This is a genomic window from Bradyrhizobium sp. B120 (genome assembly GCF_049075665.1).
GTDB lineage: Bacteria > Pseudomonadota > Alphaproteobacteria > Rhizobiales > Xanthobacteraceae > Bradyrhizobium.
Window position 1 is genome coordinate 7,203,699 of the sequence record NZ_CP185242.1, and the last position, 19,655, is coordinate 7,223,353.

General features: G+C 65.3%; 17 protein-coding genes. 7 read left to right on the forward strand and 10 right to left on the reverse strand.

The annotated features are described in order from the left end of the window. The first annotated feature begins 58 nt into the window (after nt 1-58). The 3 genes from ACOIX3_RS33475 (at nt 59) to ACOIX3_RS33485 (ending at nt 4,538) form a co-directional block, all read left to right on the forward strand. Nucleotides 59-1,435 carry a PLP-dependent aminotransferase family protein gene (locus ACOIX3_RS33475; protein ID WP_420966292.1) on the forward strand — a complete coding sequence of 459 codons (1,377 nt, stop codon included), beginning with the start codon at nt 59-61 and terminating at the stop codon, nt 1,433-1,435. A 105-nt stretch (nt 1,436-1,540) separates the two neighbouring features. Continuing rightward, entirely contained in the window at nt 1,541-2,839 is a 1,299-nt protein-coding gene (locus ACOIX3_RS33480; RefSeq protein WP_420966294.1) for a serine hydrolase domain-containing protein, read from the forward strand. Nucleotides 2,840-3,533: 694 nt separating this feature from the next. Continuing rightward, nucleotides 3,534-4,538 (forward strand): hypothetical protein, encoded by a 1,005-nt coding sequence (locus ACOIX3_RS33485; RefSeq protein ID WP_420966296.1) that lies wholly within the window; start codon nt 3,534-3,536, stop codon nt 4,536-4,538. A 443-nt stretch (nt 4,539-4,981) separates the two neighbouring features. On the opposite strand, the gene ACOIX3_RS33490 is transcribed toward ACOIX3_RS33485, so the two are convergent. Beyond that, nucleotides 4,982-6,214 carry a rhodanese-like domain-containing protein gene (locus ACOIX3_RS33490; protein ID WP_420966298.1) on the reverse strand — a complete coding sequence of 411 codons (1,233 nt, stop codon included), beginning with the start codon at nt 6,212-6,214 and terminating at the stop codon, nt 4,982-4,984. A gap of 247 nt (nt 6,215-6,461) precedes the next feature. Between ACOIX3_RS33490 and glgC the strand changes: the two genes are divergently transcribed. Beyond that, on the forward strand, nt 6,462-7,724 hold the full coding sequence (gene glgC / locus ACOIX3_RS33495; RefSeq protein ID WP_420966300.1) for a glucose-1-phosphate adenylyltransferase: 1,263 nt from the start codon (nt 6,462-6,464) through the stop codon (nt 7,722-7,724). Continuing rightward, nucleotides 7,721-9,175, forward strand: a complete 1,455-nt coding sequence (gene glgA / locus ACOIX3_RS33500; RefSeq protein ID WP_420966302.1) for a glycogen synthase GlgA — start codon at nt 7,721-7,723, stop codon at nt 9,173-9,175. Before glgC ends, glgA begins: the two co-directional genes overlap by 4 nt. Before the next feature lie 7 nt (nt 9,176-9,182). Here glgA and ACOIX3_RS33505 read toward each other — a convergent pair whose 3' ends face one another. The 9 genes from ACOIX3_RS33505 to ACOIX3_RS33545 all read right to left on the reverse strand — a co-directional run bounded on the left by ACOIX3_RS33505 (nt 9,183) and on the right by ACOIX3_RS33545 (nt 17,968). Further along, on the reverse strand, nt 9,183-9,491 hold the full coding sequence (locus tag ACOIX3_RS33505; RefSeq protein WP_420971849.1) for a hypothetical protein: 309 nt from the start codon (nt 9,489-9,491) through the stop codon (nt 9,183-9,185). A gap of 155 nt (nt 9,492-9,646) precedes the next feature. Continuing rightward, on the reverse strand, nt 9,647-10,795 hold the full coding sequence (locus ACOIX3_RS33510) for a serine hydrolase (protein ID WP_420966304.1): 1,149 nt from the start codon (nt 10,793-10,795) through the stop codon (nt 9,647-9,649). A 533-nt stretch (nt 10,796-11,328) separates the two neighbouring features. Continuing rightward, nucleotides 11,329-11,817, reverse strand: a complete 489-nt coding sequence (locus ACOIX3_RS33515; RefSeq protein ID WP_420966306.1) for a DUF417 family protein — start codon at nt 11,815-11,817, stop codon at nt 11,329-11,331. A gap of 154 nt (nt 11,818-11,971) precedes the next feature. Beyond that, entirely contained in the window at nt 11,972-13,189 is a 1,218-nt protein-coding gene (locus tag ACOIX3_RS33520) for an ABC transporter substrate-binding protein (protein ID WP_420966308.1), read from the reverse strand. A gap of 27 nt (nt 13,190-13,216) precedes the next feature. After that, a complete protein-coding gene (locus ACOIX3_RS33525; protein WP_420966309.1) occupies nt 13,217-14,191 on the reverse strand; it encodes an NAD(P)H-dependent flavin oxidoreductase in 975 nt (324 codons plus the stop codon). Between the two features lie 2 nt (nt 14,192-14,193). Then, entirely contained in the window at nt 14,194-14,967 is a 774-nt protein-coding gene (locus ACOIX3_RS33530; protein ID WP_420966312.1) for a crotonase/enoyl-CoA hydratase family protein, read from the reverse strand. Nucleotides 14,968-14,976: 9 nt separating this feature from the next. Beyond that, a complete protein-coding gene (locus ACOIX3_RS33535) occupies nt 14,977-15,768 on the reverse strand; it encodes an SDR family NAD(P)-dependent oxidoreductase (protein ID WP_420966314.1) in 792 nt (263 codons plus the stop codon). Then, nucleotides 15,765-17,315 (reverse strand): class I adenylate-forming enzyme family protein, encoded by a 1,551-nt coding sequence (locus ACOIX3_RS33540; RefSeq protein WP_420966317.1) that lies wholly within the window; start codon nt 17,313-17,315, stop codon nt 15,765-15,767. Before ACOIX3_RS33540 ends, ACOIX3_RS33535 begins: the two co-directional genes overlap by 4 nt. After that, on the reverse strand, nt 17,312-17,968 hold the full coding sequence (locus ACOIX3_RS33545; RefSeq protein ID WP_420966320.1) for a TetR/AcrR family transcriptional regulator: 657 nt from the start codon (nt 17,966-17,968) through the stop codon (nt 17,312-17,314). Before ACOIX3_RS33545 ends, ACOIX3_RS33540 begins: the two co-directional genes overlap by 4 nt. Nucleotides 17,969-18,065: 97 nt before the next feature. On the opposite strand from ACOIX3_RS33545, the gene ACOIX3_RS33550 reads away from it, so the two are divergent. Both ACOIX3_RS33550 and ACOIX3_RS33555 read left to right on the forward strand, forming a co-directional pair. Continuing rightward, on the forward strand, nt 18,066-18,485 hold the full coding sequence (locus ACOIX3_RS33550) for a Zn-ribbon domain-containing OB-fold protein (protein ID WP_420966322.1): 420 nt from the start codon (nt 18,066-18,068) through the stop codon (nt 18,483-18,485). Between the two features lie 18 nt (nt 18,486-18,503). Beyond that, the gene (locus tag ACOIX3_RS33555; protein ID WP_420966324.1) at nt 18,504-19,643 is read left to right on the forward strand and encodes a thiolase family protein; all 1,140 of its coding nucleotides are present in this window, start codon (nt 18,504-18,506) and stop codon (nt 19,641-19,643) included. The last annotated feature ends 12 nt before the right edge of the window (nt 19,644-19,655 follow it).

Here is a 19,655-nt window from a genome sequence, read left to right on the forward strand (position 1 = left end):
GCTGACCCATACAATATGCATTGTGGAGCATACAATCAAAGACAAAGCGCTGGATTGCATGGATTGGGTCCCTACAGTTTCGGAATGGCACGGCCCGATGTTCCTGCGCATCGTCGATGCGCTCGCCGCCGATATCGCGAGCGGCCGGCTGGTCCGCGGCCAGCGGCTGCCGACCCATCGTGCGCTGGCGTCGGCGCTCGATATCGATCTCACCACGGTGACGCGCGCCTATGGCGAGGCGCGGCGGCGCGGGCTGCTCGACGCCCGGGTCGGCCAAGGCACTTTCGTCTCGGAGACCACCGCGCGCGCGGCGTCCGATCTGCCCGCCCCCGTCAACATCGACCTGTCGATGAATTTGCCGCCGCAGCCGGTCGAGGCCAATCTCGACCTGCGGATCGCGCAGGGGTTGGCGACCATCCGCTCCGAAGCCGGGTTCTCCGCCTATCTCGGCTATGCGCGTCCCGGCGGCACCGCTGACGAGCGCGACGCCGGCGCCGCGTGGCTGCAGCCGCGCGTGCCGCAGGCATCGGCCGACCGGATCGTGATCTATCCGGGTTCGCAGGCGATCATCTTCAACGCCCTGCTGGCGCTGACCTCGCCCGGCGATGTCGTGCTGACGGAGGCGTTGACGTTTCCCGGCATCAAGGCCGCGGCCGCGCGGCTCGATGTCCGCCTCGTTGGCGTTGCGATGGACGCGGAGGGCGCCCGCCCCGACGCGCTCGACGAGGCCTGCCGCAAGCACAAGCCGAAGGCGGTCTATCTGGTGCCGACGCAGCAGAACCCTACGACCGCAACGATGGACGCGGCGCGCCGCAAGGCGATCGCCGAGATCATCCGAAAGCGCGGCTGCGTCCTGATCGAGGACGACGTCTACGGCCCGCTCGAACCGCAGGTGGCGCCGATCGCAACCCTGATCCCCGAACGCACCTACCTTGCGGCGAGCATCGCCAAATGCATCGCGCCGGCCTTGCGCGTCGCCTATCTGCTGGCGCCCGATGCCGGCGCCGAGCAGCGGATGCGCGCCGGTATGCAGGCCACCATGCAGATGCCGCCATCGCTGATGGTCGCGCTCGTCACGCAATGGCTGCGCTCCGGCGTCGCCGCCGACATTATCCGCGCCATCCGCAACGAGGCGGCGGCGCGCCAGCAGCTCGCGGCCCGCTTCCTCAAAGGCGTCACCTATGCGGCGCGGCCGGCGAGCCACCATCTCTGGATGCCGTTGCCAAAACATTTCGACGGCACCGACCTGCTGTCGCATCTGATGCGCAATGGCCTGGCCGTGGTCGGCGAAGATGCCTTTGCGGCAGGCGACGCCGCGCCGCGCGGGCTGCGCGTCTCGCTCGGCGCCGCGCGCAACCGCGCCGAACTGAGCCAGGCGCTGCAGGTGCTGTCGAATGCCGTGCGCACGCCGGTCGGCGCCACGCAAATTGTGTAAATTTCGACCATCGCCAGGGAATAAATTCGCCCGAAAATGATTATGGTGCGGGGGCGCTTACGCTAAAACTACGGCGTTCAGGGCATCAGGCAGGGGCGGCTTTCAATGTCATGCAGATATGATCGGACAGCGCGGCGTGCCGTGCGGACGCTTCGTGGGGCTGCGACCGCGATCGCGTGTCTTGCACTTGTCACATCAAGTGCGGCGCGCGCCACCGACGCCCCTGCCCCGTCGCCGGAGAAGCTCGAACGCATCACCGCGTTCTTCGACAACGAGGTTGCGACAGGAAAAATTCCAGGCGCCGCCATCCTGATCCAGCAGCACGGCAAGCCGGTCTATCTGAAGACCTTCGGCTATCGTGACGTCACGACCAAGTCGCCGATGCGGCCGGACACCATGTTCGCGCTGCATTCGATGACCAAGCCGATCACCAACACCGCCGCGATGATGCTGGTCGACGAAGGCAAGCTGTCGCCGCAGGATCCGTTGTCGAAATACATTCCGGCGTTCGCCGACGTGAAGGTCGGCATCGAGCCGGATGGCGGCAACGATCTCGGCAAGCTCGAGCTGGTGCCGCCGATCCGCCCGGTCACCATCGAGGACCTGATGCGGCACACCTCGGGCATCACCTACGAATATATCGGCGCCGACTGGATCCAGAAGCTCTACCGCGCAGGACATCTGTTCGACGGCAAGTTCGACAACAAGGAATTCGCCGCGCGGCTCGCCAAGCTGCCGCTGTCACGACAACCCGGCACGATGTGGCGCTACGGTCATTCCACCGACGTGCTCGGCCGGGTGATCGAGATCGTCGCCGGCAAGACGCTCTATCAGTTCGAGAAAGAGCGCATCTTCGATCCCCTGAAGATGAACGACACAAGATACGTGCTCGATGCGGAAACCGAACGGACGCGGCTGGCCGAGCCGTTGCCGTCGGACACGATCCTGATCGAGGGGGAGAACGACCGGCGTGCGCATCCGGAGTGGGAATCCGGCGGCGGCGGCCTGGTGTCGACCATTCTCGATTACGCGCGCTTCGCGCAGATGCTGCTCAATGGCGGCGAGCTCGACGGCAAGCGTTATCTAAGCCCTGCCGCCTTCAAGACCATGACGACGGACCATATCGGACCGGGCTCCGGCGTCGGCCGCGACTACTGGTACTTTCCCGGCGACGGATTTGGTTACGGCTACGGCATCGCCGTGCGCACCGATCCCGGCATTGCCAAGCCGCCGCCGCCCGGCTCGATCGGCGAGTTGAAATGGGACAGCGGCAGCGGTACCTATTTCGGCGTCGATCCGAAGCTCGACATGATCTACATCATGCTCGAGCAGACCCAGAACGAACGCCAGCGCATCACGCCGGCGTTCAGGAAGCTGGTGTACGACGCGTTTAGCCCGGATTGAACGGGCTGGTTATTTCCGTCATTGCGAGAAGCGAAGCGACGAAGCAATCCCAAATCCCAAGCCTATGGGCACATCCGCACCTGAGTGGCGACGGTCAACCATCTAGAGTGATGATCTCCTGCGAGTTTGGGAACGCAAAGCCCGCCACACACACTCCACGGTCGTCCCTGCGAAAGCAGGGACCCATACTCCGCAGCGGATATTGTGAACGGAACCCGTCGTTCCAGCAACGCAAGATAATCAGCATCGGTGGTTATGGGTCCCTGCTTTCGCAGGGACGACACTGAGATTGTTGCATCAACACATCCCGCCTCACGACTTCCGCCGAACCGTCTCCTGCCTGCGTCGTGCTGCGGCCCCGATCAGGCTCGCGGTGCATTCGTTGCAGACGAACGCACACTCGTCGGTAAACAAGCCGTTCCGTGGATCGAGTCCGATCGCACCATCGTCGGCAAGCCCATCGATGACGCCTGCGCAGCACACGCATTGGTGGCGCGCCGCCAATTCCCGCTCCATGACGCGCCCTCCGGCGCTCGCTGCTTCCCTCTCGCTATATACTATCGTATATATCGAGACGACAAGGCAGGCGGGCGAACAATCCGGTCGGGAACCCTGCAGACAACAACCATCGACCGGAGACGATCGCCTCACAATTCCTGCCTGGTCCAACCAGGTTCATTGAGGAAACGCGATCATGACGAAAAAGAAAGGCGACGCGGGACATCCGCGCGCAACGGGAGAACTGCTCAAGATCCGCCGCGCTTCTCTAGCGGGCGCTGCTTCCATCATCCTTGCGCTTGGCATAGCCGGCGCGGCGCACGCCGAAACGGCTCCGGTCGGCGTCCCCGACAAGAGTTTTCCGGAGAGCGTGACCTCGACCTCCGACGGCACGCTTTTTGTCGGCAGCTTCAACCATGGCGGCGTGACCAAGATCACGGGCGGCAAGGCCGAGCAACTGGTCAAGCCGGGTGCTGCCGACAGCCGCTCGACGCTGGGTGTGCTCGCCGACGAGAAGAGCGGAACGCTCTATGTCTGCTCAAACGACATCAGCGCCATGGGCGTCGCGGGTCCGAGCGATACCAAGGGCGCCTGGCTGAAGACCTTCGATCTCAAGAGCGGCGCGCCGAAGGGCAGCTTCGCCCTGAGCGATCCGAAATCGTTCTGCAACGACATCGTGGTCGGTGCCGACGGCACCGCCTATGTCAGCGATTCCTTCGCGCCGTTTGTTTACAGCCTGAAGCCCGGCGGCACGGCGCTGGCGACGTTCGCGACCGATCCGCAGCTCGCGCCGGCCAAGGACGGTGTCGGGCTCGACGGCATCGCGATCGGCGCCGACGGCAACCTCTATGTCACGACCTTCATCCCGGCCAAGCTGTTCAGGATCGAGATGAAGGACGGCAAGGCCGGCGCCGTGACCGAGCTGAAGCCGTCGCGGCCGCTCGACCACGCCGACGCGCTGCGCGCCCATGGCGGCGGCTTCCTGCTGATCGAGGGCAACGGCAAGCTCGACAAGGTCACGGTGAAGGGCAGCGAGGCCACCATCGACACCATCAAGGATGGTCTGGCCGAGCCGGTCTCGGTGACGCAGGTCGGCGATGTCGGCTGGGTCGCCGAGGGCAAGCTGTCCTACGTGATCGGCGACAACAAGGGCAAGGACCCCGGCCCGTTCAAGCTGACGCCGGTGGCGCTGCCGAAGTAGCACGGGGCATATTTAGCCGCGTCATTGCGAGGAGCGATAGCGACGAAGCAATCCATCTGGCCGCGGATGCGGTAGCGATGGATTGCTTCGCTTCGCTCGCAATGACAGGGATGGGCCGCGGCTCCTCGGCTCGAGCACTGTGGTCTCTGGAATACTGGATCACCCGCATGCGCGGGTGATGACACTGCGTGGTGTGACGCCTTATCGAGAACCATCCTCATCGTCGTCCCTGCCTAGTGCGCAATTGCGCACTAGGCAGGGACGACGATGGCTTGCACTATTTCTGAATAATAGAACAATACCGTTGAGTTGCCCGACGAGTCAAGTTGCCGTGTCCGCCGGCAGCCACCGGCTACTTTGCATGGGGTTGTTTTCGATATTTTGGCGGCGTGCCCCAGCAACTCGGCACCGATGCGGTCGCACCGCCGTCACCATGTCATCCGCTAGATCACGTAGAACCCATGCGTCGCGTCGCGGCGCAGCTGGTCCACCAGACCGTACTCCCAATCGAGATAGGCCTGCATCGCCTGCTCTGCGACGCCGGTGCCTTCATAGGGACGCCGGTAGCGGTGCGCGGGATCCGGCCTCGGCACAACGCGCGGCGGCCCGACTTCGAGTGGGGCCTCATAGCCGCCGTCGAGCACGTATACCTCCCAGCCCATCTGTGCGAGCCAGGACGCCGTCATATCGGCGCGGATGCTCTTGTCGTCGGTCAGCACGATGCGCGCGCCGCGCACCGGCGCGGCCATATCGATTTCCTGCACCAGCTGGCCGCCCGCATAGTGGCGGAAGCCGGCAAGGTGACCGGCGGCGTACTCCTCGGCGTCGCGGACGTCGAAGCGATACAGCGTGCGGTGTGCGTCCTTTTCCAGCGCCGCGAATTCAGCCGCGGCGATGCGGCGGACGCCGGCGCGATAGGCGACGTCGCGCGCATTGTCGGCGGCGCCCGCGAACGGCCCGACGCCGCCGCGCTTGCCGGCGCCATGTTCGAGCTCGTGTTTCGCGAGCGTCCAGCCGATCGTGCCGTTGCGCAGCGCCCGCACCTTGTTCGGCAGCCCGGCATTGATCAGCGACTGCGCGCCGATGATCGAGCGGGTGCGGCCGGCGCAGTTGACGATGATGGTGGTGTCGGGACCGGGCGCCGCGCTCCCTGCGCGCAACACCAGCTCCGCGCCGGGCACGCTGACCGAGCCCGGGATATTCATGGTGGCATATTCGTCGAAACGACGAACATCGAGGATCGCGATGTTGGCCTTGTCCGCTATCAGGGCGGCGACCTCGTCGGCGCTCAGTGACGGCGTGTGCCTGCGCGACTCGACCAGCTCGCCGAAGGCCTTGGCGTAGGAATTGACGTCCTCGAACACCTCGTAGCCGGCCGCCTTCCAGCCCTGCAGGCCACCGGTAAGCGCCGCAACGTTGCTGTAGCCCAGCGCCTGCAACGCGCCGGCCGCGGCAGCGACCAGTCCCTCGCCATTGTCATAGAGAACGATCGGCACATCCCTGCGCGGCAATCGCAGCTCGGCTTCGAGCGCGATCCGGCCGGCGGCCATGTTGGCGGCAAACAGCGGATGGCCTGTGGCGAAGTCGGCCTCATGCCTGACATCGAGCAGCGCGATCTCCTGGCGCAGCAGCAGTGTTGCACGGATGGTCTGGGGCGTGACGGAAGAAACTGTCATGAGATGCCGGCCTTGGGCAGGAAATGCGCAGGCCTGCTCTAGGCCGAAATCGCGCGCCGTCAATAGCCTTAACCAGCCCGCAACCCCGATCTTCGGAGGCCGGGATTCAGGGAACGAAAATCCGCCATCCCGCTTTGCCCAACCGGGGCGCGCTTGCTAACGTTCCAATCGGCCCCGTTGGCGCCCGATCAGGCCTTCCGGACAAGAGAAGGTAGCGGGGCCAGCCTGAAGTTCTGGGAGGATGACCATGAGATCAGTCGGAAATGAACCATTGTCGCGTCACGCCCTCGCCTATGTGCTGGCCGGCGGACGCGGCAGCAGACTTCAGGAGCTCACCGACAGGCGCGCCAAGCCGGCGGTGTATTTCGGCGGCAAGTCCCGCATCATCGATTTCGCGCTCTCCAACGCGGTGAACTCAGGCATCCGCCGCATCGCGGTGGCGACCCAGTACAAGGCGCACAGCCTGATCCGGCATCTGCAAGGCGGCTGGAACTTCTTCCGCCCGGAACGAAACGAGAGTTTTGACATCTTGCCCGCAAGCCAGCGCGTCTCGGAGACCAATTGGTATCTCGGCACGGCGGACGCCGTGTATCAGAACATCGACATCCTCGAGGCGCACGGCACCAAATACATCCTGGTGCTCGCCGGCGACCATATCTACAAGATGGACTACGAGGTGATGCTGAAGCAGCATGTCGAGAGCGGCGCCGACGTCACGGTCGGCTGCCTCGAAATGCCGCGCGCGGAATCCTCAGGCTTCGGGATCATGCATGTCGACGACAACGGCCTGATCCAGTCGTTCCTGGAGAAGCCGGCCGATCCGCCGCCGATGCCCGGCAAGCCCGACAAGTCGCTCGCCAGCATGGGCATCTACGTGTTCGACTCGCAATTCCTGTTCGACGAATTGCGCCGCGATGCCGCCGATCCGAATTCCAACCATGATTTCGGCAGGGACATCATTCCCTATATCGTCAAGCACGGCCGCGCGGTGGCGCATCAGTTCAACGATTCCTGTGTCCGCTCCGGCGACGATCCCCGCTCTTACTGGCGCGATGTCGGCACCGTCGACGCCTATTGGGGCGCCAATATCGATCTCACCGACGTCGTGCCGGAGCTCGATCTCTACGACCGCGCCTGGCCGATCTGGACCTATGCCGAGATCACCCCGCCCGCCAAATTCGTCCACGACGAGGACGGACGGCGCGGCCAGGCGGTGACCTCGCTGGTCTCGGGCGCCTGCATCATCTCGGGCGCGGCACTGCGCCGGTCGCTGCTGTTCACCGGCGTCCACGTCAATTCCTACGCCAATGTCGAGAACGCGGTGATCATGCCCTATGTGAATGTCGGCCGCGGCGCGCGGCTCAGAAACGTCGTGATCGATCGCGGCGTGCGGATTCCGGAAGGGCTGGTGGTCGGCGAGGATCCCGAGTTCGACGGAAAGCGCTTCCGCACCACCGAGAACGGGATCACGCTGATCACGCAACCGATGATCGACAGGCTCCCGACATGACGCCCATCCGCGTCCTCGCGGTCGCCTCGGAAGTCTACCCGATCGTCAAGACCGGCGGCCTCGCCGACGTGGTCGGCGCGCTGCCTGCGGCGCTGAAGCAGCACGGCGTCGCGACGCGGACGCTGGTGCCCGGCTATCCCGATGTGCTCAAGGCGCTTGCCTCGGCGGAGACGCTGCTGCACTGGGGCGAATTCTACGGCGGGCCGATCCGCGTGCTCGGCGGCACCCATGACGGCCTCGATCTTGTCGCGCTCGACGCGCCGCACCTCTATGCGCGCCCCGGCAATCCCTATGTCGGTCCCGACGGACGCGACTGGCCCGACAACGGCATCCGCTTTGCGGCGCTGTCGCGGATGGCGGCCGAAATCGGCCGGGGTGCGATCGAGGGCTTCGTCCCCGACGTCGTGCATGCGCATGACTGGCAGGCCGGCCTCGCGCCAGCCTATCTGCATTATGGCGGCCAACCGCGGCCGGGCACGGTGATGACCGTGCACAACCTCGCCTATCAGGGGCAATTCTCGCCGGACATGCTGGCGGCGTTCGGCCTGCCGGGCGAGGCCTACTCGCTCCACGGCGTCGAATATTACGGCACCATCAGTCTCTTGAAAGCCGGCCTGCAATTCGCCGACCGCATCACCACGGTGTCGCCGACCTATGCGCAGGAGATCCAGAGCGACGAAGGCGGCATGGGGCTCGGCGGCCTGCTCCGCGAACGCGCCGACGTGCTGAGCGGCATCCTCAACGGCATCGACATCGATGTGTGGAATCCGGCCACCGATCCCAACATCGCGGCGCACTTCAGCGCCGGGCAGATCGCGGAGCGCGCAGCCAACAAGGTGGCGCTGCAGCGACGGTTCGGGCTCGAGCCGGCGCCGGATGCGATGCTGCTCGGCGTCATCAGCCGGCTATCATGGCAGAAGGGCCTCGACCTGCTGCTGGAGAACATTCCGACATTGCTCGGCGAAGGCATCCAGCTCGCGCTGCTCGGCAGCGGCGATCGCGATCTGCAGGATCGCTACGCCGGGCTGGCGCGCGACAATCCCGGGCGGATCGCGGTGGTGATCGGCTATGACGAGGCGCTGGCGCATCTGATCCAGGCAGGCTCCGATGCGCTCGCGGTGCCGTCGCGCTTCGAGCCGTGCGGCCTCACCCAGCTCTGCGCGCTACGCTACGGCGCGGTCCCGATCGTTGCCAATGTCGGCGGCCTTGCCGACACCGTGCAGGGCTTCGACGAAGCCGCGGTCACCGGCAGTGCTGCGACCGGCGTCAAGTTCGCACCCGTGACCTCGGAAGCGCTCGCCCATGGCTTGCGCACGGCGAACCTGCTGTTCAACGACAAGGTGACCTGGCGCCGGCTGCAGCAGGCCGGCATGGCCACCGATGTCTCCTGGCACAATCGCGCCGGCCGCTACGCCGCGCTCTATCGCGAGCTCGCCGCCGCGCGAGGATGACGCGCGATCAATTCAGCAGATCGCAGGACGCGATGCGGTTGATGTCGGCGAGGCGGCGGTCGGGATTGCCCTTGAGATCGAGGCTTGCGACGAGATCGAGCAGGCGGCCATAGGCGCGGTCGGCGACCGTGACCGGCAGCGGCTCCTCATCGAAGGCCTCGATGTAATTGCCGACGAGACCGCTCAGCAGCCGGCACATCGCCCGCTGCTCGGGCTGATGCCGGCTCAAGGTCTCGAGTTTTTCCTGGAGGGTTCGGTAGGTTCGCAGGCCATGGGGCTGCTGCGAAAGCCAAGTATGCAGATCAGGAGCGTGCAAATCAGAATTTTGTAAATCAGTCACATCAGCCTCTTCAAGCAGGAGAAGAAGCTACCGGTTTATATAGCCGATCACGGTTCCGCGCCATGACGATTTTTGCATGCATCCCCTGCCCGGCCGCGCTGGCCGTGTCATCGGGTTGGCACGCGGCACCGCTAGTGTATCTGGGTTTTGATGAGATTCGCGAGTGCCGGCAGGATCCCGTAGCGCGCGATCTCGTGCGGATAGTCGCCCCGATTGGCGAGCAGTACGATGCCGAACCGGCGCGCCGGCACCAGGCCGATATAGGCCGAGGCATTGTTGAGGCCGCCGGGCTTGTCGATGACGGTGACACCGTCCAGCCGCACGTGCTCCCACGCCATCGCCTGCCCGAACGTCGCATCGACACGAAAACTCTCGCGCATGGTCACCTGCAATGCCGCGCGCAATTCGGGATCGATCACCGCGCCGTCGAGACAGGCGCGCAGCAATATGCCGAGATCGCGCGCCGACGAGAACATCTGGCCGGTGCCGGGAAAATCGTAATAGCTCTGCTGATTGCCGGGCGAACCGATCGCCGTGCCGTCATGGGAGTAGCCCTGGACCATGCGCTGCATGATCTCCGGCGCCATCGCCGCGCGATTGTCCTCGCCACGATCCGGAATGAAGGTCGAGGTCATGCCGAGCGGCTTGAGGATACGGCTCTCGATCAACGTCGCGATCGGCATGCGATAGCGCTGCTCCAGCACCAGCTGCAGCAGGACATAGCCGGCATGGCTGTAGATGCGCTGCTTGCCGGGCTGCACGCCTTCAGGAGGCATCCAGGCATTGAGCATCGCGATGAACTGATCGCGGCTGAAGGCCTCGTTCGGCCAGGGCGGATGATCGGTCGGCAGCAGCAGCCCCGATGTATGGTTGACGAGTTCGCCGACCGTGACGCGGCTGATGTAGCTGCCGTGTAACTCCGGCAGATACTTGCCGACGGGATCGTCCAGCCGCAATTCGCCGCGCTCGGTGCCGAGTGCGACCAGTGTCGCCTCGAACAGCTTGCGCAGCGAGGCGAGATTGAACAGCGTGTCCGAGGTGACCGGCCGCTTTGCCGCAGTGTCGGCGAAGCCGTAGTTGAAGAAGGCGACCCGGCCGCCCGCATAGACCGCCGCGGCGAGGCCGCCCGGATCGGACGCAGTCGCGGTCGGCGCCAGTTCCGCCGTCACGATGTCCCTGATCTGCGCATCCATGTCGGAATCAGCCCGCGCCCCCGTCAGCACGCTGGCGCCAACGGCAAGCAGGACGGCCGCGATCCGGACGAAGAGCCATTGTCTCATGTAGAACGAATTCGCGAGGATGTTTGCGATGTGACCCGCAGGCGGACCTGTTCAGCCATCGAGAAATGGCGACATCGCGATCCTAGCGGTGGAACCCACGCGTCCGAATTCACGATCGCGCGTCTTGCACCGTTACCCATTGCGGCTGGGGAACGGGCGGCCCGATCGCTGTTCCGGCGGTCAATCCCGGAACCCACGATCGCGACCGCCCTCCCACTCCAGCCACGGCGCGGGAACTGCAATGGAACTAAAAAATGCGGGGCGCTTGAAAATACGAGAAACGCGCAGCGACGGAGAGGCAATACTGACACTTCCCGGGCTCGCCGCCGATATGTCTGACTTCGTCACATTCCGCTCCCAACCGGGGGACGGTTTCTTACTAGCAACAATTCGTCAATCAAGGGTTGCATAGGCCCATGAGATTCGATTTGCAAGACACGGCTGCGTGCGACGGATTGTCCTGTTCCCGATGCAGGACGCGCGCGATGCCGCGATTAAGCATGGCTTAACTATCGAACGCGCGGCGCGCGCGCCTATCCGGTCCGCGACCGGACGATCGACCGCGGCAACGACGCCAGCAGCAGCACCAGGCAGACGCAGAGCAGCACGATGTCCTTGAACAGGAACTCGCCGGCCAGGTTCCAGGCCATCGGGTCGGTCGACAGGCTCCATTTCACCACCCCGGGCGTCGTGAAGAAGAACGACCACGTCACTGCAAAGGTGACCACGCCCATCAATGCGCCGATTGCGGACAGGATCGGGCTGAACGCGCCGGCGGCAAGCAGCACGGCGATGCCGAACTCGGTGATGCCGAGCACATATGCCTCGCCGCGAAGGCCGAACACCGACAGCCACGAGACGAACGGGCTGTTGCTGATGAATTGCACGATGCCTTGCGCCGATTGCAGCGTGAACTTCTGCATGCCGAACGACACGAAGATCACCACCATGACCCAGCGCAGGATCGCGAGCAGACGATAAGACCCCTCGCCTTGTTCGGCGATGTTGAACGATAGATTCATGCGGATGTTTCTTCCCTCGCTGCGGTGCCACCATCAGCCGCGGTTGCGGCGTTCGTGGCAGGATTACGCAGCGCGCCCCGGGCGCGTTACGCGCGGGAGGGCGTCACATCCTTCACAAGGATGTGCGGACGAGGTGATCGACAGGGCCGCAGCCTCAGGCTGCGGTGAGCAACGCGCCGACCTTCTCGTAGGCTTCGCCCTTGAACCGCATCAGCTGGAACTGCTTGATCGGCACATAGTCACTCGGCGTGGTATTGAGGGTGATCCCGGGAATCAGCAGCGGCGCGGCGAAGCTCTTCAGGTTGGTCGCCTGGTGCAGGATATTGGCCCGCGTCAGTTGGTCGCCACATTGCCTGATGACATGGGCAGCGGTTGCCGCGGCGGTGTAGCCGATGGCGTAGAGGTCGTCGGCGCGATCGGCGTTCGGGACGTAGCGGTCGAGGAACGCCATGTATTGCTTCATGTCCGGCGTGTCGGCCCAGAGCGGATTGCCGGGGTCCTGTCGCGTCGCAAAAGCGAGAATGCCCTGCGCGGTCTCGAAGCCGGCGGGCTTGAGCGTCGCGCGGACCGAGGCATTGCCGGCACCGAGAAATATCTGGGGCCGCCATTCGAGCGCGGCCATCTTGCGCAGCGCCTGGCTCGCCATCTTCGGGATGGTGATGAGGAACACCACGTCGGCGCCGGACAATTTGATCTGGACGATCTGGGAATCGATGGTCGGATCGCCGACCGAATAATTCAGCTCGGACGTGATCTGCGCGGTCCTGGCACCTAGACCGGTCTTCAGGCCAGCCAGCGTTGCCTTGCCGGCATCGTCGTTCTGATACAGCAGGCCGATCTTCGCATCGGGCATGGTGGCGGCGATGTAGCGGCCGACGACACCTCCCTCGATCTCGTAGGTCGATCCGCCGACCATGGTCCATGGATTGGCCGCCGGGTCCGACAGCTTGCTGGCGGCCGCCGCAAGGAACAGCTGCGGGACCTTGCGTGCGTTCATGTATTTCTGCACGGCGATGTTGCCCGGCGTTCCCATCGCGCCCGCGATGAACAGCACCTCATCGCCCTCGACCAGGCGCCGCGCTGCTTCGACCGATTTCGGCGGGCTGTAGGCGTCGTCATAGTTGATGAACTTGATCTTGCGGCCGTTGATGCCTCCACCGTCATTCAGCATGCGGAAATAGGCATCCATGGCGTTCGCAAGCACACCGAACGACGACACCGGGCCGCTGAGCGGGCCGAACTGCCCGATGCGGATTTCCTGATCGCTGGCACCGGGATCATAGGAGGCGCCGGCAAACGCCTTACCGCCAATGGATACCGCGAGCCCAGCCGCTGCCGTCCCGAGCAGCGTTCGACGGCTGATCGTCTTCATCGGTTTCCTCCACTGGATTTGGACGCCTTATGCGGCGCCTCTTTCGAATGCCACGTGATATTGCGCGGCGACCTCGTCGACGATGTCGGCCGCTCCCGTCACCGCGTGCACGCCGGAGACCGAATGACCGGCGCTCCAGACCTCGATCCAACGCCGCGGTGCTGCCGCGTCGCCCTTTCCGCCGAACTTTTCACGCGCGCGCGCCTCCGACACGGACTCGTCGAGATTTGCCGGATCGAGACCCGCGGCGACGATCGAGGGCCGCAGCATGCTGGCCTCGAGGCCGGTGAAGGCCTTCGTCAGCATGATGTCGTCGAGCGTGCTGTCGACCAGCATTCTCCGATAGGCATCGCTCGCCATGCTCTCGCGCGCAACGATGAAGCGCGTTCCCATATAGGCGAGATCGCAGCCGAGCAGCCGCGCCGCGGCGAGCGCGGTGCCGTCCGTCACGCCGCCAGCGAGCACGACCGGACCGTCGAACATGGCGCGCACCGCGCGCACAAAGGCGAATGGATTGGCCCAGCCGGTCTGCCCACCGGCACCGGCGGTGAGCAGGATCAAACCGTCGGCGCCCGCCTCGATCGCCTTCTCGGCATGCCGGAGCGACGCGATGTCCGCCAACACGAGACAGCCGACATCGTGCAGCGGCGCGACCGCCGCCGCCGGCGACCCCACGCTGGTGATGACCATCTCGACCTTGTGCCTGACGAGACAGGCGAGATCATCCTTGAAGCGCGGCTGGCGGATGATGAGGTTCGGGCAATGCGGCGCGGCCGGCCGGCCGAGATCGGCGACATTGCGCTCGATCTGGGTGAGCCAGGCATCGAGCTCCTCGACCGAGCGGGCGTTCGCGGTCGGAAACGCGCCGATCGCGCCGGAGCGGCAGACCGCCGTCACGAGATCGACGCCGGAGACGCGCAGCATGGGAGCTGCGATCAGCGGCAGGCGAAGCCGATCTGCGATCGCAGCGGGGAGCGCGCTCCGGCGGACAGCAACCTGCATGATCAGCGACCCTTCCAGACCGGCTTGCGCTTCTCGGCGAACGCATTCAGCCCCTCGGTGCGATCCTCGGATTTCAGCGCGCGTTCTGCGATCGGCCCCTGTGCGGTCCAGCCCTCTTCATCGGTCCAGTTCGCGGCCTGGAAAATGATCTCCTTCGACGCGGCGAGCGCGGTCGGGCCATTGACGAGGAGCTCGTTGGCGAAGGCAACCGCCGCCTCCAGCGCCTGTCCGGGTTCGACGAGCCGGTTCACGAGGCCGAGGCGTTCGAAGTACTCCGCGCCCTTGAACTGCCCGGTCAGCGCCAGTTCCATGGCGACGTGATAGGGAATCCGCTTCGGCAGCCGGAACAGGCCGCCGCCGATGGCGACGACATTGTGCCTGACTTCCGGCAGGCCCATCTTGGCGTCACGTGCGGCAACGATCAGATCGCAGGACAGGCAGAGCTCCAGCCCGCCGCCGACGGCATAGCCCTCGACGGCCGCGATCAGCGGCTTGCGCGGCGGCCGGCGAAACAAGCCGAAGCCGCCGCGTTCGGTCACACCGCGCTCGCCGCGCGCGACCGCCTTGAGATCGGCGCCGGCCGAGAAGTTGCCGCCCGCGCCGGTGATGACGCCTGCGAACAGCGCGTCCTCCGCGTCGAGCAGGTCCATCGCATCGCAGATGCCGCGCGCCAGCGCAGCGTTGCACGCGTTGCGCGCTTCGGGACGGTTCAGGGTGACGACGAGGATGTGGCCGCGCCGTTCGGTCAGAACGACCTGTTCGCTCTCAGTGGTCATCGCTGCGCCTCACAATGCGAAGGTAAAGCCGCCATTGACCGGATAGGTCTGGCCGGTGATCCACGCGCTCGCATCGGAGGCAAGGAACAGCACCATGTTGGCGACGTCAGACGGTAGGCCCGGACGGCGAATGACGTACTTCTCCATCATCTTCTTCTGCCGCTCGGGATCGGCCTTTAGCCGCGCCTCGATCGCGGGCGTCAGCGTCGCGGCAATCGCCACGCAATTCGCCGTGATGTTGTGGCGGCCGAGCGAGCGCGCGACCGCGCGGGTGAAGCCCGCGGCGCCAGCCTTTGCGCCCGAATAGACCTCGAGGCCGGCCTCGCCGGCGCGGCCGGCGTCCGAGATGATGGTGACGATGCGACCGCCCTTGCGCTCGATCATCCGCGGGATGCAGGCCGAAGCGCAGTTGATGACGCCGTAGAGGTTGACGCCGATGAAGCTGTTCCAGACCTCCGGGCCGGTTTCCCAGAACGGCTTGCGCGCATCGGGATCGGGGGTCGCGCCGGCGTTGCCGGCATTGTTGATGAGCACGTCGATCGGACCGAAAGCCTGCTCTGCCTTGCCGACCATCGCCTTGACCGAGGCGAGATCGGTGACGTCGGCCTGCACCGCGATCGCCTTGCCGCCGGCGGCGTTGATCTCCCGCGCGACCTGTTCGGCGCGATCGAGGAAGTAGTCGTTGACGACGATGCCGGCCGCGTTGTGCGCGGCGAAATGCAGCGCGATCTGGCGCCCGACGCCCTGGCCCGCACCGGTGATCAGCGTCACCTTGCCGTTCAGATCAAGAATATCACTCATACGTTTCTCTCCCGTCCCTTCCAGTAGGGCTCGCGCAGTTCGCGCTTGAGCAGCTTGCCCATGGTGTTGCGTGGCAGTTCATCGACGATCGACAGCGTTTTGGGCCGCTTGTACGAAGCAAGATGGTCGCGGCAGAAATCGAGGATCGCGGCCTCGTTGGTCATGTGGCCCGGCTTCAGCTCGCAGAACGCCTTGACCTGCTCGCCGAACTCCTCGTCGGGGATGCCGATGACAGCGACGTCCTGCACGTCGGGATGCCGGAGGATCGCGGCCTCGATCTCGGCCGGGTAGATGTTGACGCCGCCGGCGATGATCATGTCCTTGGCGCGATCGGTGATGAACAGATAGCCGTCGTCGTCCAGCATCCCGACATCGCCGACGCGGAAATATCCGTCGTCGTCGCGCGTGTCGGTTCCGAGCGGCTTGCCGTTCAGATAGGAGCGGATCGTCACCGGCGTCCTGATCCAGATCTCGCCGGACTGGTTGCGCGGCAGCTCGCGCCCCTCAGCATCGCGAATCGAGATGTCGACATGCTTGTGCGGGCGGCCGCTGGATCCGGGCTTGCGTTCCTGCATCTCCGGCGGCAGGAAGCTGATCATGCCGACTTCGGTGGCGCCGTATCCTTCGCCGAGCACGCCTGAGCCGAAATAGCGGATGATCCAGCGCTTGAGCTCGTAAGGCACCGGCGCTGCGCCGACCGACAGCGCTCGGATCGACGACACGTCGTAAGCATCGAGCACGTCCTTCGGCAGCGCCGCGAGGCGCTTGTACATGGTGGGAACGCCGGTCCAGTTGGTGACGCGGTGCTTTGCGATCAGGCGAAGCGCGCCTTCCGGATCGAAGCGGCGCATCAGGATGACCGGATTGCCGAGCTGGATCGCGCCCCAGACCTGCGACGGGCCGGCGCCATGATGCAGCGGCAGCGTCAAAAGCGACACGCCGCCCGGCTCACCGCGCCGGGTCTGCGCCACGTCGCGGAGATATTCGCTGGTGCGTTGATCCATCTGCACGCCCGGCTGCACTGCCGACACCACGCCCTTGGGTAGGCCGGTGGTGCCTGAGGTGTAGAGGATCAGCGGCGGCCGGCCGGTGGAATGCAGCGGCGGCTCGGCGGGCGCGTCGAGCAGTTCGGAGAATGCGACGAAGCCGGGCGACGCCGAACCGATCGAGACCGCAAGCTTGATCGGCAGCCCCTCAAATGCGGGCTTCAGCGCCGCCGGATCGTCATCGTCGCAGACGATGACCTGGGCGCCGCTGTTGGACAGCACATACTGCGTCTCCGACGGCGTCAGCCGCCAGTTCAGGCCGAGCAGCGAGCAGCGCAGCTTGCCAATCGCCTCGCTCAGGATCGGCCACTCGATCCGAATCTGGGTCCGCAACACCACAATGTCGCCGGCGACGACGCCGCGGGCCGCAAGGCCGTGCGCTACGCGGTTCGCGGCATCGTTGAGCTCAGACCATGTCATCCGCTGATCGCCCTCGACGAAGGCGACATCGTCGGGGCGGTTGGCGGCCCAGTATTCGACGCTGTTCGGCAGGACGCTCATTTCGTCAGCCTCCGTTCCAGCGTCGCGATGAAGTGCGCGCTGATGACCTCGAGATCCAGTCCCTCCGGATCGACCAGCCACTGCGCCACCGATCCGCGCAGCGTGGCGTGGATGAGCGCGCTTTCGATCTCCGGATCGATATCGGCGCGCAACCGGCCCTCGGCCATTCCCGCCCGCAGGGCGGCCGCGATCTCGCCTCGGGTTTCGCGATTGAGTTTCGCTACGGTGGCCGTGATCGGCGGCACGGTGAGCGCGCCGGCCAGCACGGCGTGAAAGGCGCGCGCCATGACAGGATTCCGCGCCGGCATCACGAAGTAGTATCGGCACGACGCAAGCAGGCTGTCGTAACCGGTCAATCCCGGCGCGGACGCGCGGCGCTCGGTGATGAAGGATTCGATGATGTAGGTGCCGAGCGCCGACAGCAGATCGGCCTTGGTCTTGAAATAGTGCGACGGCAGACCGCGGCTGTAGCCGGCGCGCTCGCCGGCCTCCGCCAGCGTGATCGCCTCGAGCCCGTTTTCGGCGACGATCAGAGCTGCCGCTTCGAGGATCCGGCGCTCCGCTTCATCGCGCCGCTCGACCTGGGTCCGCCGGGACACCGACACGGGCGCGTCATCTCGCTGCTCCTGCGCGCGTCGAACTGCTCGTGCCATTCAGCTTCGCTCCCTTTGCCGTGCGGCGACTTCTTGCTTGCATTCAAGCTAGAATAATGTTTGTTGGTCAGTCAACAAGTTTCTTTGGAGGAAACGCATGCAACCGAACAAGCTGCTGAAACCAGGGCGGTATTCCGCAGCACCTCATGACCAGGCGGGGGCGACAGTTCGCCTCAAGGGCGGCCGCTGCCACTGCGGATACGTCTTCTTCCCGATGCAGACCTATGGCTGCGAGCGCTGCGGCAGCCACGGCGATGCGCTGACGCCTTGCGAACTCTTGGCCAAGGGAACGCTGCTTGCGGAAGCAACCGTTCACCTCCACGCCGACAAGAACCGCCCGGCTCCCTTCACCATCGTCAAGGTCGCGCTCGACGACGGCCCTGTCATTCGCACCCTGCTGGCCGACGACAGCGCACCGGTTGCGCCGGGCCAGCGCGTGACCGGCAGGCTCGCCGCAATCGGACAGAACGAGAGCGGCGAGACCGTGCTCGATCTCCGCTTCAGCATCGCATCCTAATTGATCCGGAGGTTCGTCATGACACGATCACTCAACGAGCTGCGGCCGGTCTACGTCGTCGGCATCGGCTGGCATCGCTACCAAAACCCGAGCGAGACGCCCTATGTGGAGCTTGGCCTCACCGCGATCCGCGCCGCGCTTGCGGATGCGCGCATCGAATGGCCCGTGGTGGAATCGACCTACGTCGCGACCGCGCTGCTCGGCATGGCGTCGGGGCGGCCGATGCTGCGCCATCTCGGCGCGACCGGCGCGCCGCTGATGCATGTCGAGAATGCGTCGGCCTCCGGATCGACCGCGTTCCGCCATGCCTGCATCGAGGTCGCGAGCGGCATCTCCGACGTTGCGCTGGCAATTGGCGTCGACAAGCGCAATCCGGTGCGGCGCCCGGACACCGGCCTCGGAAACCTCACCGAGGACGCCATCGTCCCCTTCACGCATTTCGCGCTGCTGACCAATGAATACGCGGTCCGCCACAACGCCTCGACCGAGGACATCGCGCTGGTCGCGGTGAAGAACCATCGCAACGGCGCCAAAAACCCCAATGCGCAGCGGCAGCAGGAGCGCACGCTCGACGAGGTGCTCGGCGGTAAGCGGGTGTCGGGATCGCTGACGTCGTTGCAATGCACGCCGATCGGCGAAGGCGCCGCCGCCGTCATCGTCGCATCCGAGGACGGCATTCGCAGATTAGGCATCGACGCCGGCCGCGCCATTCGCACCACGGCCTCGGTCGGCCGCAGCGAGCGGGTCTATCCGCCCGGCGCCGGCTTCGACGCGGCGCTCACCAAGGAGACCGCCGAGCTCGCATTGGCGCAAGCTAAACTCTCACCGAAGGATCTCGACATCATTGAGCTGCACGACGCCTTCACGGTTGAGGAGCTGCACTACATCGAAAGCATCGGCCTCTGCCCCGAAGGACATGGCGTTCGCATGCTGAAGGAAGGTGCACTCGATATCGCCGGCCAATGCGCGATCAATCCCTCCGGCGGCCTGATTGCGATGGGACATCCGATCGGTCCCACCGGTATCGGCCAGATCGGCGAGATCGTGATGCAGCTGCGTGGCGAGGCCGGCGCGCGCCAGCATCGCGGAGCGCGGATTGGGCTGGCGCATATGGTCGGCGTCGGCGCGGTCTGTTACGTGCACATCCTGCAACGGTGACGCCGCTCGAAG